The organism is Rathayibacter sp. AY1C5 (assembly GCF_002931705.1).
Classification (GTDB): Bacteria; Actinomycetota; Actinomycetes; order Actinomycetales; family Microbacteriaceae; genus Rathayibacter.
On the sequence record NZ_PSWD01000027.1, the window covers coordinates 27,442 to 42,313 of the forward strand.

Here is a 14,872-nt window from a genome sequence, read left to right on the forward strand (position 1 = left end):
CGATTCTCCCAGATCGGCCGGGGCGGGCCGGCGGACGCCTCAGTCCGCGCGCCGCTCCTGCTCCACCGCGCGGATCTCGTCCTGCAGGTCGCGCGTCGCCGTGCGGAGCGCGCGCTCGGCGTCGAGCCCCTGGGCGCGGGCGGAGGCGACGATGGCCAGCAGCAGCGGGCCGAGGTCCTCCTCCGACTCGATGGGCAGAGGGCCCTGGCCGGCGTCCACGACGCCCAGCGAGGTCGCCTTGCCGATCACCTTGTCGGCGAGCGCGAGGGCGGGCATGCCCTGCGGGATCCCGTCGAGCACGCTGGTGCGGTGCGGCTTCTCGGTGCGCTTGAGCTCGTCCCACACCGCGATGACGTCGTCGGCCGTCTCGGCCGTGGCGTCGCCGAAGACGTGCGGGTGGCGGCCGATCATCTTGGCGTTCATGTGCGCCGCGACGTCCTCGATGGTGAAGGGCTCGGCGCTCTCGGCCGCCAGGTCGGCGTGGAAGAGCACCTGGTAGAGGACGTCGCCGAGCTCCTCGATCAGGTCGGCCCGGTCCCCCGCCTCGATGGCGTCGACGAGCTCGTGCGACTCCTCGATCAGGTAGCGCACGAGCGACTCGTGGGTCTGCTCGGCGTCCCACGGGCAGCCGCCCGGGGCGCGGAGGACGTGGACGGTGCGGATGAGCTCGTCGAGCCGGGGATGCGCGGTCACCCCGCCATCCTCGCATCCGGTCCGGCCGCCGCCGCGGACATCCGGGCGACGCGGGCGCCCGGGAGCCTCAGGCCCGCGCGAGACGCCGCCGCGCGACGAGGAGGCAGCCGCCGGCGACGAGCGGCACCGCGGCGAGGAGCCCGGGTGACGCCGCGACGGACACCGCGGTCGAGGCGCTGACGAGTGCACCCGCCAGGTTCCAGAGGACCACCGCGACTCCCGCGCCGTCCCCGATCGGGAGCGGCACCGGGCTGAGCAGCTGCGGCGGCAGCGGACCCCGGGTCGCGTCCATCGCCCGCGCGGCGACGGCGGCGACGGCGGTCGCGGCGGCCACCGGCACCGCCGCGCCCGGGAGCAGCAGCGAGGCGGCGAGGGCGCCGAGCATCGCGACTCCGACCGCGAGCACCAGCGGGAGGACGGCGTGCAGGAGGAGCAGCTCGAACGGGCCGGGGGCGAGGAGCGCCGGCTGCCCCGCGGTCGCGGCGGCGTGGCGGAAGCCGTCGCTCCAGACGCCGGCGCCGAGGTAGGCGAGCACGCCCGCCGCGGCGGCCGGGAGCGCGAGGAGGGAGAACGGCACGACCGCGGCGAGCACGGCGGCGGCGCCGGCGGCGGCCAGGGCGACGACCGCGACCGCCGAGCGGCCGGGAGTGCGCAGCGCGCCGATCGCGTCGCGCACCGGCACCGCGAGGGCGAACGGGGAGAGGCGGACCGCTCGGAGCCCCCGCCCGATCGCCGGGAGGGCGCGGTACCCGTCGAGCGACTCGGCGAGGTCGCCCGTCGCTCCGAGCCGGGTGGTCGCCGACCACTGCCGGGCCTGGGCGAGGAGGCGAGGCCCGCGCGCGGCGTCGAGCAGCCGGGGCGCCGCGGCCAGGAGGACCGCGGCCGACGCGAGCAGCACGGTCGCGGCGCGCACCTCCTCCGCTCCGCTCACGGCTGAGGCGAGGAGGCCGCCCGGCGTGGGCGCACCGGGCAGGAGGGCCCCGAGGACCGCGAGGGAGGCGAGGAGGCCCGCCGCGAGCGCGGGGAGGCGCGAGGGGAGGCACTGACCGGCGAGCCAGGCGACGGCGAGGAGGCCGGCGAACGCGGCGCCGCCGGCGACGGCCGCGAGGAGCGGCGCGGAGGCGGCGAGGGCGAGGAGCGACGCGACGGCGGAGCAGCACGCCACGAGACCGGCCGACGCCCGGACCACGGGTCGGCGGAGCACCGCCCAGCGGCGCAGATCGGTCGCGAGCAGCACGGCCGTGGTGTGCGGCTCGCCCACCGCGGGTCCGCGCACCCGGCCCAGGAGCACGGCGGCGGGCAGGGCGAGACCCGCGGCGAGGGCGACCAGCGGCTCCGGCGCGGCTCCCGCCTCGGCGGCGAGGAGCGCGAGGGCCCGGGCGACGGGGAGGACGACGACGAGGACGGTCATCGCGGCGAGGTAGCCCGCGTAGGCGCGCGGACTCGGCGGAGCCGCGGCGCGGTGCCGGTGCAGAGCCCGCACCTCGGCGACGCGGGCCCCCTCCGCGCGCGTCACGCCCGCTCCAGCTCGACGACCCGCGCGCCCAGGCCCTCGATCAGCACGGGGCTGTGGGTCGCGACGACGAGCGCCCGGGACGCGGCTGCGCGCCGCAGCACCTCCGCGACCAGCGGCACCCGCTCGACGTCGAGCCGCTGCTCCGGCTCGTCGAGCAGCAGCACCGCGGAGGGACGGGCCAGCACGAGCGCGAGGGAGAACAGCTGCGTCTGCCCGGAGGAGAGCTCGTGCGGGAAGCGGCGGGCGAGCGGAGCGAGCGCGAGCGCGTCGAGACCAGCTGCGGCCTCGCGGCGGGCGTCGGCGACCGGCGCCCCCCACGAGACGGCCACCATCGCGAGGTGCTCCTCGAGGGTCAGATCCCGCTCGAAGGGCGGGGTGCCGATCAGGGCGGCGACGGCGCGGCGGTGGGCGGCGGAGCGCTCCTCCGGGGCGCGCCCGGTCACCGCCACGACTCCCTCGCTCGGAGCGGTGAGGCCGGCGATCACCCGCAGGAGCGTGGTCTTGCCGGTGCCGTTGCGGCCCGTCACCGCGACGCCCTCCCCCGCCTCCACCTCGAGCGAGCACGGGGCGAGCAGCTCGACCCCCGAGGCGCGCACCGCGACCCCGCGGACGGCGACCAGCGGGCCGGCGAGCGGCTCCGGCTCACGGGGACGTCGGGCGGCGAGGAGCGGCATGCCCTCCATCCTGCCAGCGCGCCCTCCCGCAGCGGCGACGGCCGCCGGAGCGGAGCGGCGCTCCACCGGGGAGCGCCGCCCCGAGGACCTCAGACGGTGACCGGCTCCGGGAACAGCGAGTCCAGGAGCGACGCCACCCACTGGATGAGCGCCCGGTCGCCGAGCGGGACGCCGTCGAGCACGGGCATCGGCACGACGACCGCGTCGGCCTGCTGCAGGTACTTCGCGGTCGGGTACATCCGGCGCAGGCGCACCTGGATCGAGTCGGGCAGGTGAGCGGGAGCCACGCGGACGTTCGAGCCCATCGCGACCACGTCGCTGAGGCCCGCCTTCTGCGCGCGCATCCGCAGCCTCGACACCAGGATGAGGTTCTCGACCGCCTCGGGCAGCTCACCGTAGCGGTCGGTCAGCTCCTCGACCACGAGGTCGATGCTCCCCTCCTTCGCCGTCGGCGACGACGCGGCCGACAGCTTCTGGTACGCCTCCAGGCGCAGCCGCTCGCTGTCGACGTACTCCTCCGGGATGCGCGCGTCGACGGGCAGCTCGAGCCGCAGCTCCGTCTGCCCCTCGGCGACCTCGCCGCGGAAGGTGTCGACGGCCTCGCCGATCATCCGCAGGTAGAGGTCGAATCCCACGCCCTGGATGTGCCCGGACTGCTCGCCGCCGAGGAGGTTGCCCGCACCGCGGATCTCGAGGTCCTTCAGCGCGATCTGCATGCCGCCGCCGAGGTCCGAGTTGGCGGCCAGGGTCTGCAGCCGGTCGTGCGCGGTCTCGCTCAGCGGCTTCGTCTCGTCGTAGAGGAGGTAGGCGTAGGCGCGCTCGCGGCCGCGGCCGACCCGCCCGCGCAGCTGGTGCAGCTGCGAGAGACCGTACTTGTCGGCGCGGTCGACGATCAGCGTGTTGGCGTTCGGGATGTCGAGGCCGGTCTCGACGATCGTCGTCGACACCAGGACGTCGAACTTGCGCTCCCAGAAGTCGACGATGATCCGCTCGAGCTGCGACTCGCTGAGCTTGCCATGCGCGACCGCGATCCGCGCCTCGGGCACCAGCTCGGCGAGCTGCGAGGCGACGCGGTTGATCGTCGAGACGCGGTTGTGCACGAAGAACACCTGGCCCTCGCGCAGGAGCTCCCGGCGGATCGCGGCCGACACCTGCTTCTCGGAGTAAGGGCCGACGAAGGTGAGGATCGGGTGGCGCTCCTCCGGCGGGGTCGCGAGGGTCGACATCTCGCGGATGCCGGTCACCGCCATCTCGAGCGTCCGCGGGATGGGCGTGGCGCTCATCGAGAGGATGTCGACGTTCTTCTTCAGCGCCTTGAGCTTGTCCTTGTGCTCGACGCCGAAGCGCTGCTCCTCGTCGATCACGAGCAGGCCGAGGTCCTTGAAGACGATGTTGTCGCTGAGGAGCCGGTGGGTCGCGATGACCATGTCGACGGTGCCGTCGGCCAGGCCCTCGATCGTCTCCTTCGACTCCTTCGCGCTCTGGAACCGGCTGAGCGCCCGCAGGTGGACGGGGAAGCCGGCGAAGCGCTCCTGGAACGTCTCGAGGTGCTGGCGGACGAGCAGCGTGGTCGGCACGAGCATCGCGACCTGCTTCCCGTCCTGGATCGCCTTGAACGCGGCGCGCACGGCGACCTCGGTCTTGCCGAAGCCGACGTCGCCCGAGAGCAGGCGGTCCATCGGGATCGGCCGCTCCATGTCGGCCTTGACCTCGTCGATGACGGTGAGCTGGTCGGGGGTCTCGGCGAACGGGAACGCCTCCTCCAGCTCGCGCTGCCAGGGGGTGTCCGGCGGGAACGCGTGCCCGCGGGAGGCCATCCGGGCGGAGTAGAGCTTCACGAGCTCGACCGCGATGTCGCGGACCGCGCGGCGGGCCTTGCTCTTGGCCTGCGCCCAGTCGCTCCCGCCCATCTTGCTCAGCGCCGGAGCCTCGCCGCCGACGTAGCGGGAGAGCAGGTCGAGCTGGTCCGTGGGGACGAGCAGCTTGTCGCCCGGGAAGCCGCGCTTGCTGGGGGCGTACTCGAGCACCAGGTACTCGCGGCGGGTCTTGATCGCGTTGCGGCCCCCGCTGGAGACCTCGCGCTGAGAGAGCTCCACGAACCGGCCGATGCCGTGGGTGGCGTGCACCACGAAGTCGCCGGGCGTGAGCTGCAGCGGGTCGACGACGTTCTTGCGGCGCGAGGCGAGCTTCTTCACCGCTCGGGAGTCGTAGCCGACGGTGCGGCCGTAGAACTCCGTGTCGGTGAGCAGGGCGAGCTTCGCCTCCTCCACCTCGAAGCCGTGATCGACGGAGGCCTGCACCACGTAGGCGAGGCCCGTCTCGAGCCCGGCGGGGAGGTCGGCGACGATGCGGGCGGCGACCTCGTGCTCGGCGAGGACCTGGTCGGTGCGCTCGACCGTGCCGGTGCCGGGCGCGGTCAGGACCACGGTCCAGCCGTCGGCCAGGCGCGCGCGGACGTGGGCGAGGGCGCCCTCGACGCTCGCTCCGAAGCCGGGGACCGGCTCGCCCTCGACCCGGACGGCGAGGATCTCGTCGATCCCGAGCTCCTCCGGCAGCACCTCGGCCTCGCCCGCGGCGGGGCCCTGGCGGAACGTGCTCATCGTCCACCACGGGTGGTCGGGAGCGTCGGCGCCCGGGGCGCTGAGCTTCACGGAGTCGCGGAGCGCGCCGAGCGAGATGAACTCGCCCGAGGCGAGGTCGATGGGGGCCTCGGCGCCGGCGGTCGCCGCGCTCCAGGCCGCCTGCAGGAACTCGCGGTTCGTCTCGGCGAGGCTGATCGCCCGCGTCGCCACGCGCTCGGGGGCGAGGACCGCGACGGCCGCACCCTCGGGGAGGTAGTGCGAGATCGGGACCAGCCGCTCCAGCAGCGCGGGGGCGAGCGACTCCATCCCCTCGACCGGGATGCCCTCGGCGATCTTGGCGAGCATCGCCGACAGGCTCGGGAACTCGTGCAGCATCTCGCGGGCCCGCTGCCGCACCGCGGGCACCAGCAGCAGCTCGCGGCTCGGCGGGAGGACCACCGAGTCGGCCTCGCCCGGGAGCGAGCGCTGATCGGCCACGGAGAAGCCGCGGATGGAGTCGACCTCGTCGCCGAAGAAGTCCACTCGGCTCGGATGCTCGGCCACCGCCGGGAAGACGTCGAGGATGCCGCCGCGCACGGCGAACTCGCCGCGGCGCGTGACCATGTCGACCCGGGCGTAGGCCAGGTCGACCAGCTCGGAGGAGATGCGGCCGAGGTCGTAACCGCGGGCGCCCTTCACGAGTCGGATCGGCTCGATGTCGGCGAGGTTGTCGGCGACCGGCTGCAGCGCCGCGCGCACGGAGGCGACCACTACGAGGGGCCGCTCGCCCGACCACTGCTTCATCCGCCGCAGCGCGTCCAGGCGCCGCCCCACGATCTCGGCGCTCGGGCTGAGGCGCTCGTGCGGCAGCGTCTCCCAGGCCGGGAACTCGACGACGTCCGCGTCCGGCAGCATGCAGCCGAGGGAGGCGCGCACGTTCTCGGAGTCGCGGCCCGTGGCCGTGACCACCAGCGCCGCCTGCGGGCGTCCCGCCTCCGCGCGCCTCTCGATCAGCCCCGCGAGCAGGGGGACCCGGAGGCCGTCGGCCACCGAGAAGTCGGCGTCCCGCACCGCGTACGCGAGAGCATCGTCGAACGTGGAGGCGCGCGACAGCGCCGAGATGATCTCGTTGAGGGGCACGGGTCCAGTTTACGGCCGCCCCGCGGGCCGACCGCCGAGGGAACCCCGAACCGTCGAGGGAGCCCGGGGCTGCGGTCTCCCTCGCCGTCCAGGGTTCCCTCGGCGGAGGGCGGGTCAGGCGCTGGTGTGGAACTTCAGCTGGGCGGCGGAGAGGCCGGAGTCGGCGATGAGCTCGACGGCGTCGGCGGCGTCCGAGACCAGGATCGGGAGCGCCTCGCGCTCCGGGCCGGCGAAGTCCTTCAGCACGAAGTCGGCGGCCTGCTGGCGGCCCGGCGGGCGGCCGATGCCGACCCGCACGCGCAGGAACTCGGCTCCTCCGGTCGCCGCGAGGATGTCGCGGATGCCGTTGTGCCCTCCGTGACCGCCGCCCTGCTTGAGGCGCAGGGTGTCGAAGGGGATGTCGAGCTCGTCGTGCACGACGATCAGGTGCGCCGGGTCGACCGAGTAGAAGTCGAGCAGCTGCGCCGTCGGCCCGCCGGAGAGGTTCATGAAGCTGTTGGGCTTGCCCAGCACGAGCTTCGGTCCGCCCGGGCGGAGGAAGCCCTCGGCGACCACGGCGTTGGCGCGGTTGTGCCGGCGGAACGAGCCGCCGATCCGCGTCGCGAGCTCGTCGAGCACCATCTGGCCGACGTTGTGCCGGTTGCGCGCGTACTGCGCGCCCGGGTTGCCCAGTCCGACGACCAGCCAGGTGTCACCCATGTCGTTCCTCTTCCTCGGGGGCGGCGGAGGGACTCCCCCGCCGGACGCGGAACGGGCCCGCCGCGGCTGCGAGCGGGCCCGTTCCCGGGGTGGTGCGGACTACTCCGCGGTCTCGGCGACGACGTCGCCCGAGGCCGGGGTCTCGTCGTCCTCGCCCAGGTCCTGCTCGACCTCGGCGGTGACGTTGACGATGAGGATCTCGGCGTCGGTGACCAGCGTGGCGCCCTCGGGGAGCGTGACGTCGGCAGCGGTGATCTGCGTGCCGGCCTCGAGGCCCTCGACGGAGACGACGATGTTCTGCGGGATGCGCGTGGCGTCGACCTCGAGCGAGAGGGTGTTCGACTCGATCGAGACGAGGGTGCCGGGAGCGGCGTCGCCCTCGACGTGCACGGGGATGTCCACCTCGACCTTCTCGCCCTTGTTGATGACGACGAGGTCGATGTGCTCGATGATCTGGCGCACCGGGTCGCGCTGGATGTCCTTCACCAGGGTGGTCTGCGCGGCGCCCTCGATGTCGAGCTCGAGGATCGCGTTCGCCTTGCGGGTGAGCAGGAGCACCTGGTGGCCCGGGAGGGTGAGGTGCTGTGGCTCGGTGCCGTGGCCGTAGAGGACCGCGGGGATCTTGTCCTGCGCGCGGATCTTGCGGGCGGCGCCCTTGCCGAACGAGGTGCGGACCTCGACGACGACCTTGTTGGTCAGTTCAGCCATGATGTTCTCCTTGGGCGGCGCGCACGCCACCGGATCGGGTCGTGGCCTGCGGCCACGGACGGTTTGTCGACTCGAACGCATGTCAGCGTGAGGAGAAGTCCGTGGCGCCCCGTGGGGGCCTCGCCTGCTTCCACCGCGTCGATCACGGATGCACGTGCATCCCTCGCCGAAGTTCAGCTGCCGATCCTACCCGGCATCGCGGCCCCCCGCCAGCAGGCGGTCGCGCCGCCGGACTCGGAGCCGGACGTCCAGGCGGACCGCCTACCGTGCGGGTATGACGAGCGACGACTTCGGCTCCTACGTCGAGAAGAACGGCTTCCACCGCGACACGAACTACATCCCGACGCGGATCACCGCCGACGGCCGCGACGGGTACCCGGTGGAGGCCGGGCGCTACCGCCTCGTCGTCTCCCGCGCCTGCCCGTGGGCGAACCGCGCCGTGATCGTGCGGCGCCTGCTCGGGCTCGAGGACGCCCTCTCGATGGGCATCTGCGGGCCCACCCACGACAAGCGCAGCTGGACCTTCGACCTCGATCCGGGCGGGGTCGACCCTGTGCTGGGCATCCCCCGCCTCCAGGACGCGTTCTTCGCCCGCTTCCCCGACTACCCGCGCGGGATCACCGTCCCGGCCCTCGTGGACATCCCGAGCGGCCAGGTCGTCACCAACGACTACCCGGTGATGACGCTCGACTTCTCCACCGAGTGGACCGCGTTCCACCGCGACGGCGCCCCCGACCTCTACCCCGAGGAGCACCGCGAGGAGATCGACGAGATCGCCGAGCTGGTCTTCCACGACGTGAACAACGGCGTCTACAAGTGCGGCTTCGCCGGGTCGCAGCGCTCCTACGAGCGGGCCTACGACCGCCTCTGGGCGCGGCTGGACTGGCTGGAGGAGCGGCTGAGCACCCGCCGCTACCTGGTCGGCGACACCATCACCGAGGCGGACGTGCGGCTCTTCACGACGCTCGCCCGCTTCGACGCCGTCTACTACAGCCACTTCAAGGCCAACCGGAACCTGCTGTCGGCGATGCCCGCGCTCTGGGGCTACGCCCGCGACCTCTTCGCCACTCCGGGGTTCGGCGACACGATCGACTTCACCCACATCAAGTCGCACTACTACGAGGTGCAGCGGGACATCAATCCGACCGGCGTCGTCCCCAAGGGCCCGGACCTCTCCGGCTGGCTCGTCCCCTCGCGCCGCGAGGAGCTCGGCGGCCGCCCGTTCGGCGACGGCACTCCCCCGCCGCCGCCGATCCCGTCGGAGCGCGTCCCCCTCGGCCACGGCGCCTGACCGGTCGCGGTCGTCGCGGCGCGCGCAAGACCGTGCGCGCGCCGCACGACCGATGTGCAGCCGGGAGACGGCTCGGACCCGGGCTCCCCGGAGCGACCCGGGGCTAGCCTGGGCTCGCCCCTGAACGCGAACGTCGAGGAGAACCGTGTCTGACAAGCCCACCGCCACAGCCAACATCGGAGTCGTCGGTCTGGCGGTGATGGGCTCGAACCTCGCCCGCAACCTCGCCAGCCGCGAGGGCAACACGGTCGCGGTGTTCAACCGCTCCTACGGCCGCACCGAGACCCTCATCACGGAGCACCCGGAGGCGGGCTTCGTCGCCTCCGAGACCATCGAGGACTTCGCCGCCTCGCTCGCCACCCCGCGCACCGCGATCATCATGGTCCAGGCCGGCCGCGGCACCGACGCCGTGATCGAGCAGCTGACGAAGGTCTTCGAGCCCGGCGACATCATCGTCGACGGCGGCAACGCGCTCTTCACCGACACCATCCGCCGCGAGAAGGCTGTCCGCGAGACCGGCATCCACTTCGTCGGCACCGGCATCTCCGGCGGCGAGGAGGGCGCGCTCAAGGGCCCGTCGATCATGCCCGGCGGCTCGGTCGAGTCCTACAGGACCCTCGGCCCGATCCTCTCGTCGATCGCCGCGGTCGCCGAGGGCGAGCCCTGCGTCACCCACATCGGCACCGACGGCGCCGGCCACTTCGTCAAGATGATCCACAACGGCATCGAGTACGCCGACATGCAGCTCATCGCCGAGGCGTACGACCTGCTCCGCACCGTCGGCGGACACGAGCCCGCCGCCATCGCCGAGGTCTTCGACGCCTGGAACAAGGGCGACCTCGAGTCGTACCTCATCGAGATCACCGCCGAGGTGCTCCGCCAGGTCGACGCCGACACCGGCAACCCCTTCATCGACGTCGTCCTCGACCAGGCCGGCTCGAAGGGCACCGGCGTCTGGACCGTGCAGAACGCGCTCGACCTCGGCGTCCCCGTCGGCGGCATCGCCGAGGCCGTCTTCGCCCGTGCCGTGTCCTCCCACCCCGAGCAGCGCGAGGCCGTGCAGGCCCGCGTCACCTCGCGCCCGACCCCGGTCGAGAAGTACGAGGGCTTCGAGGACGACGTGCGCGCCGCGCTCTACGCCTCCAAGGTCGTCGCCTACTCGCAGGGCTTCGACGCGATCATCGCCGGGGCCGAGAAGTACGGCTGGGAGATCGACAAGGGCGCGGTCGCCAAGATCTGGCGCGCGGGCTGCATCATCCGCGCCCAGTTCCTCAACCGCATCGTCGACGCCTACGACGAGAACGCCGGCATCACGACCCTCCTCGAGGACCCGTACTTCGCCGAGGCCGTCGCCAACGGCGAGGCCGCCTGGCGCCGCATCGTCTCGACCGCTGCGCTCTCGGGCGTGCCGATCCCCGGTTTCGGCGCCGCGCTGTCGTACTACGACTCGCTCGCCTCCAAGCGCCTCCCGGCCGCTCTCGTTCAGGGTCAGCGCGACTTCTTCGGAGCGCACACCTACAAGCGCGTCGACAAGGAGGGCACCTTCCACACGCTGTGGTCGGGCGACCGCACCGAGGTCGAGCAGGACCCCTCCACGCACTGACCCGCGTCGCACGGGAAGGCGCCCCCGCCTGCAGGATCCTCGGATCCTCGGGCGGGGGCGCCTTCCGCGTCGGGGAGGGAGCTCCCCCGTCGTCAGCGGAGCCGGGCGGTGGCGTCCGGCTCCCCGAGCGGGCGCTCGACGCCCGGGCCGGCTGACCCCTCAGGTCCGGAAAGCCCGCGCGATCAGGAGCGCCGCCAGGAGCACCGCTGCGGCGGCCGCCGTGGCCGCCGGGAGGGCGAGCAGGAGCAGCAGCGAGACCGCGGCCGACGCGAGGGCGGGCCCGCTCGCCCCGGCAGCTCCGTGGTCGAGGCGCCGCACGATGGTCGCCACCAGCAGAGCGGCCACGGCGAAGGCGAGCAGCGCGTCGGCGTCGAGGATCACGACCGCGAGCACGGCGACCAGGCAGAGGACGAGCTGGGCCGCCGCCGGCACGCCGGTCCTGCGGTTCCTGGTGGCGAGCACCGCCGGGATCTCCCCCGCGCCGGCGAGACGGACGAGGGCGCGCGCATCCCTCCTCCCGAGGTCGAGGAGCGCGAGCAGGACCGCGATCACCGCGGCGGCCCCGACGAGCCCGGACGCGGGCGTGCCCCGGGTGACAGCGCTCAGGGGGGTCTCCGAGGACGCGAGGACCTCGGGATCGGCCGCCAGGAGCAGACCGGTGCCGAGCGCGGCGGCGGCCGCCGTGGCGATCCCGATGCGCAGCAGGGCGGGGCGGAGAGCCGTCACCGCGCCGGAGCGGGAGGTCGGCAGGAGGATCAGGAGCAGGGCCGCGGCGGTGCCGGCTCCCAGCGGCCCTCCGTCGCGCAGCGGGTCGAGCGGCGCGGGGTCCGGAGGAAACACCAGCACGATCACGGCGGCGGCGGCCAGCAGGACGACGACCGCACCGACGAGGAGCAGGACCGGGCGGGCGGGGAGGCGCCCGCCGCGCAGACCGAAGAGCGCGACGGCCACGAGCAGCAGGACGGCCAGGAGCCGGGCCGCTCCCCCGAGGACCGACTGGGCCGCGGTCAGGGCCAGCGCGGCCGAGGCGAAGGCGCGCCCGACGATCCCGAGCCACTCGGAGGAGGGGCCGTCGTGGACGGTGCGCCCGGCGTCGGCGACGGCGCTCAGAGCCGCGGCGGCCGCCGCGACGGCGAGCCCGAGGAGCAGCCACCAGCCCGCCGCCGCGGCGGCCGGCGACCAGACCAGGAAGACCGCCGCCAGGGCGAGGGTCGCATCCGAACGCTGGGGCACGGCCTCACCCTAGGCGGTGGAGCCGGGGCGGGACCCGGGTGCGCCGTGCAGGGCGCACCCGGGGTGCGGGGTCCTACGCGTCGCCGTCGAACATCGACGTCACCGAGCCGTCGTCGAAGACCTCGTGGATGGCGCGGGCCAGCAGCGGAGCGATGGGCAGGATCGTCAGGCGGTCCCAGGTCTTCTCCGGCGGCAGCGGCAGAGTGTCGGTGACGACGACCGAGTCGATGAACTCGGAGCTCAGGAGCTCGACCGCCGGGTCCGAGAAGACGGCGTGGGTGGCCGCGACGACCACGCCGATCGCGCCCGCCTTCTTCAGCGCCTCGGCCGCCTTCGCGATGGTGCGCCCGGTGTCGATGAGGTCGTCGACGAGGAGGCAGACGCGGCCCTTCACCTCGCCGACGATCTCGTGGACGGAGACCTGGTTGGCGACCTTCGGGTCGCGGCGCTTGTGGATGATCGCCAGCGGGACGCCGAGCTTGTCGCTCCAGATGTCGGCGACGCGGACGCGGCCCATGTCGGGCGAGACGATAGTGAGGGTCGAGGGGTCGAGCTTCTCGCGGAAGTGCTCGAGCAGCACCGGCATCGCGAAGAGGTGGTCGACGGGGCCGTCGAAGAAGCCCTGGATCTGCGCCGCGTGCAGGTCGACCGACATGATCCGGTCGGCTCCCGCCGCCTTGAAGAGGTCCGCGACGAGGCGGGCCGAGATCGGCTCGCGGCCGCGGCCCTTCTTGTCCTGGCGCGCGTAGGGGTAGAACGGGGCGACCACGGTGATCCGCTTGGCGGAGGCGCGCTTGAGCGCGTCGACCATGATCAGCTGCTCCATCAGCCACTCGTTGATCGGGGACGTGTGCGACTGGAGGACGAACACGTCGCCTCCGCGGACCGACTCGCCGTAGCGGACGTAGAGCTCGCCGTTGGCGAAGGTGCGCCCCTCGGTCGTGACGAGCTCGGTCCCGAGCTCGGCGGCGACCGCCTCCGCCAGTGCCGGATGCGCCCTCCCCGAGACGAGGACCAGGCTCTTCTTGTTGCTGGCGGTGATGCCGGTCACTGTGCTCCGCTTCCTCCGGTGGGCGCCTGGTCGGATCCGGTGGGATCCGACGCCAGGGCCGCCTCGGCGGCGTCGGCCGCTGCGGTGCCCGGACGGTGGGTCTGCACCCACCCGGCCATGTTGCGCTGCGGAGCGACGGTGATCCCGAGGGCTCCGGCGGGGATGTCCTTGCGGATGACCGTGCCGGCGCCCGTGTACGCTCCGTCACCGATTCTAACGGGGGCGACGAAGACGTTGTGCGACCCCGCACGCACGTGCGAGCCCACCACGGAGGACGCCTTGCTCACCCCGTCGTAGTTGGCGAAGATCGAGCCGGCGCCGATGTTCGACTCCTCGCCGATGACCGCGTCGCCGACGTAGGAGAGGTGCGGGACCTTCGATCCCTCGCCGATCACGGCGTTCTTGGTCTCGACGTAGGTGCCGATCTTGCCGCGGGCGCCGAGCACGGTGCCGGGGCGGAGGAACGAGAACGGTCCGACCTGGGCCTTCGCGCCGATCACGGCGAGCGTCGCGTCGGAGCGCTTCACGACCGCGTCCTCGCCGACCTCGCAGGAGTCGAGCGTGGTGTCCGGGCCGATGACCGCGCCGGTGGCGATGACGGTCGGGCCCTTGATCTGCGTGCCCGGGAGGATCTCGACGTCCGGGGCGAGGACCGCGTCCACGTCGATCCAGGTGGTCGCCGGGTCCTGGATCGTGACGCCCTCGAGCTGCCAGCGGCGCACGATGCGCGCGTTGAGCTCGAGCGCCGCGTCGGCGAGCTGGGCGCGGTCGTTGATCCCGGCCACGAGCCAGCGGTCCTGCACAGGGACGGCCTCGATCGCGCGGCCGGCGGCCTTGAGCGCGGCGGCGGCGTCGGTGAGGTACTTCTCCCGCTGAGCGTTCTCGGTGCCGATCGCGCCGATGACCGAGCGGAGCGCGGCGGCGTCGAAGGCGTAGACGCCGGCGTTGATCTCGGTGAGGTCGAGCTCGTCGGGGCTGGCGTCCTTCTGCTCCACGATGGAGGCGAAGGCGCCGTCGCCGCCGCGGACGATCCGGCCGAAGCCGGTCGGGTCCTCGAGCACGCAGGAGAGCATGGTGAGCGCGTTCGCCGCGGCGAGGTGCTCGTCGAGCAGGCGGCGGAGGGTCGGCGCATCCAGCAGCGGGACGTCGGCGCTCAGCACGACGACCGTGCCGGCGAAGGACTCCGGGAGCGCCGCGAGGCCCTGCTCGACCGCGCGGCCGGTGCCGGGCGTCTCGTCCTGGTCCACCACCAGCGCGGAGGGGGTGTGCTCGAGGACGGCCTCGGCGACCCGGTCGCGCTCGTGGCGCACCACGGTGACGACGTGCGCCGCGTCGAGCGAGGCGGCCGTGTCGAGCACGTGCCCGAGCAGCGGCCTCCCGGCGAGGCGGTGCAGGACCTTCGGGGTGCGGGACTTCATGCGGGTGCCCTGGCCTGCCGCCAGGATCACGACGGCGAGCGTGCTGTCTGCCATGTTCTTCGCGTTCTCCTCCGTGAGCGCACCGTCCTGGTGCCGCTCCGCCACCAGGATTCGAACCTGGACCGGACAGCTCCAAAGGCTGCCGTGCTGCCGTTACACCATGGCGGACCGCGCGATCGCGCGCCGTCCATCCTGCCACCCCCGCACCCCCGGCCCCGCCTCGGGCGCGGGCGGCCGTCGCTCGGGCGGACGACGGCGGCCCGGGAGGTCCCCGCCTCCCGGGCC

General features: G+C 73.6%; 11 protein-coding genes and 1 tRNA gene. 2 read left to right on the forward strand and 10 right to left on the reverse strand.

Annotation, left to right across the window (positions count from 1 at the left end; all coding sequences use genetic code 11):
• Nucleotides 1-39: 39 nt before the first annotated feature.
• From C5C57_RS14975 to C5C57_RS15000, 6 genes are all read right to left on the reverse strand, one after another.
• Entirely contained in the window at nt 40-693 is a 654-nt protein-coding gene (locus tag C5C57_RS14975; protein WP_104222356.1) for a MazG family protein, read from the reverse strand.
• Nucleotides 694-760: 67 nt separating this feature from the next.
• Nucleotides 761-2,209 (reverse strand): hypothetical protein, encoded by a 1,449-nt coding sequence (locus C5C57_RS14980; RefSeq protein ID WP_104248105.1) that lies wholly within the window; start codon nt 2,207-2,209, stop codon nt 761-763.
• Nucleotides 2,206-2,883 (reverse strand): ATP-binding cassette domain-containing protein, encoded by a 678-nt coding sequence (locus C5C57_RS14985; protein WP_104297804.1) that lies wholly within the window; start codon nt 2,881-2,883, stop codon nt 2,206-2,208. The genes C5C57_RS14980 and C5C57_RS14985 overlap by 4 nt, the downstream gene beginning before the upstream one ends.
• 89 nt (nt 2,884-2,972) lie before the next feature.
• Nucleotides 2,973-6,584 carry a transcription-repair coupling factor gene (gene mfd, locus C5C57_RS14990; RefSeq protein WP_104248107.1) on the reverse strand — a complete coding sequence of 1,204 codons (3,612 nt, stop codon included), beginning with the start codon at nt 6,582-6,584 and terminating at the stop codon, nt 2,973-2,975.
• 114 nt (nt 6,585-6,698) lie between these two features.
• Nucleotides 6,699-7,283 carry an aminoacyl-tRNA hydrolase gene (pth, locus tag C5C57_RS14995; RefSeq protein WP_104233681.1) on the reverse strand — a complete coding sequence of 195 codons (585 nt, stop codon included), beginning with the start codon at nt 7,281-7,283 and terminating at the stop codon, nt 6,699-6,701.
• Between the two features lie 99 nt (nt 7,284-7,382).
• The gene (locus tag C5C57_RS15000; protein ID WP_104233682.1) at nt 7,383-7,991 is read right to left on the reverse strand and encodes a 50S ribosomal protein L25/general stress protein Ctc; all 609 of its coding nucleotides are present in this window, start codon (nt 7,989-7,991) and stop codon (nt 7,383-7,385) included.
• Between the two features lie 274 nt (nt 7,992-8,265).
• Here C5C57_RS15000 and C5C57_RS15005 point away from each other — a divergent pair, with 274 nt between their 5' ends.
• Nucleotides 8,266-9,282 (forward strand): glutathione S-transferase family protein, encoded by a 1,017-nt coding sequence (locus C5C57_RS15005; protein ID WP_104233683.1) that lies wholly within the window; start codon nt 8,266-8,268, stop codon nt 9,280-9,282.
• 145 nt (nt 9,283-9,427) lie between these two features.
• The gene (gene gndA / locus C5C57_RS15010; RefSeq protein ID WP_104233684.1) at nt 9,428-10,885 is read left to right on the forward strand and encodes an NADP-dependent phosphogluconate dehydrogenase; all 1,458 of its coding nucleotides are present in this window, start codon (nt 9,428-9,430) and stop codon (nt 10,883-10,885) included.
• Nucleotides 10,886-11,044: 159 nt separating this feature from the next.
• Here gndA and C5C57_RS15015 read toward each other — a convergent pair whose 3' ends face one another.
• From C5C57_RS15015 to C5C57_RS15030, 4 genes are all read right to left on the reverse strand, one after another.
• Nucleotides 11,045-12,118 (reverse strand): hypothetical protein, encoded by a 1,074-nt coding sequence (locus tag C5C57_RS15015; RefSeq protein ID WP_104297805.1) that lies wholly within the window; start codon nt 12,116-12,118, stop codon nt 11,045-11,047.
• Between the two features lie 73 nt (nt 12,119-12,191).
• Nucleotides 12,192-13,169, reverse strand: a complete 978-nt coding sequence (locus C5C57_RS15020) for a ribose-phosphate diphosphokinase (protein ID WP_104222342.1) — start codon at nt 13,167-13,169, stop codon at nt 12,192-12,194.
• A complete protein-coding gene (gene glmU, locus C5C57_RS15025; RefSeq protein ID WP_104295534.1) occupies nt 13,166-14,641 on the reverse strand; it encodes a bifunctional UDP-N-acetylglucosamine diphosphorylase/glucosamine-1-phosphate N-acetyltransferase GlmU in 1,476 nt (491 codons plus the stop codon). Before glmU ends, C5C57_RS15020 begins: the two co-directional genes overlap by 4 nt.
• Nucleotides 14,642-14,683: 42 nt before the next feature.
• Nucleotides 14,684-14,755: transfer RNA gene (locus tag C5C57_RS15030), tRNA-Gln, on the reverse strand.
• Nucleotides 14,756-14,872: the final 117 nt, after the last annotated feature.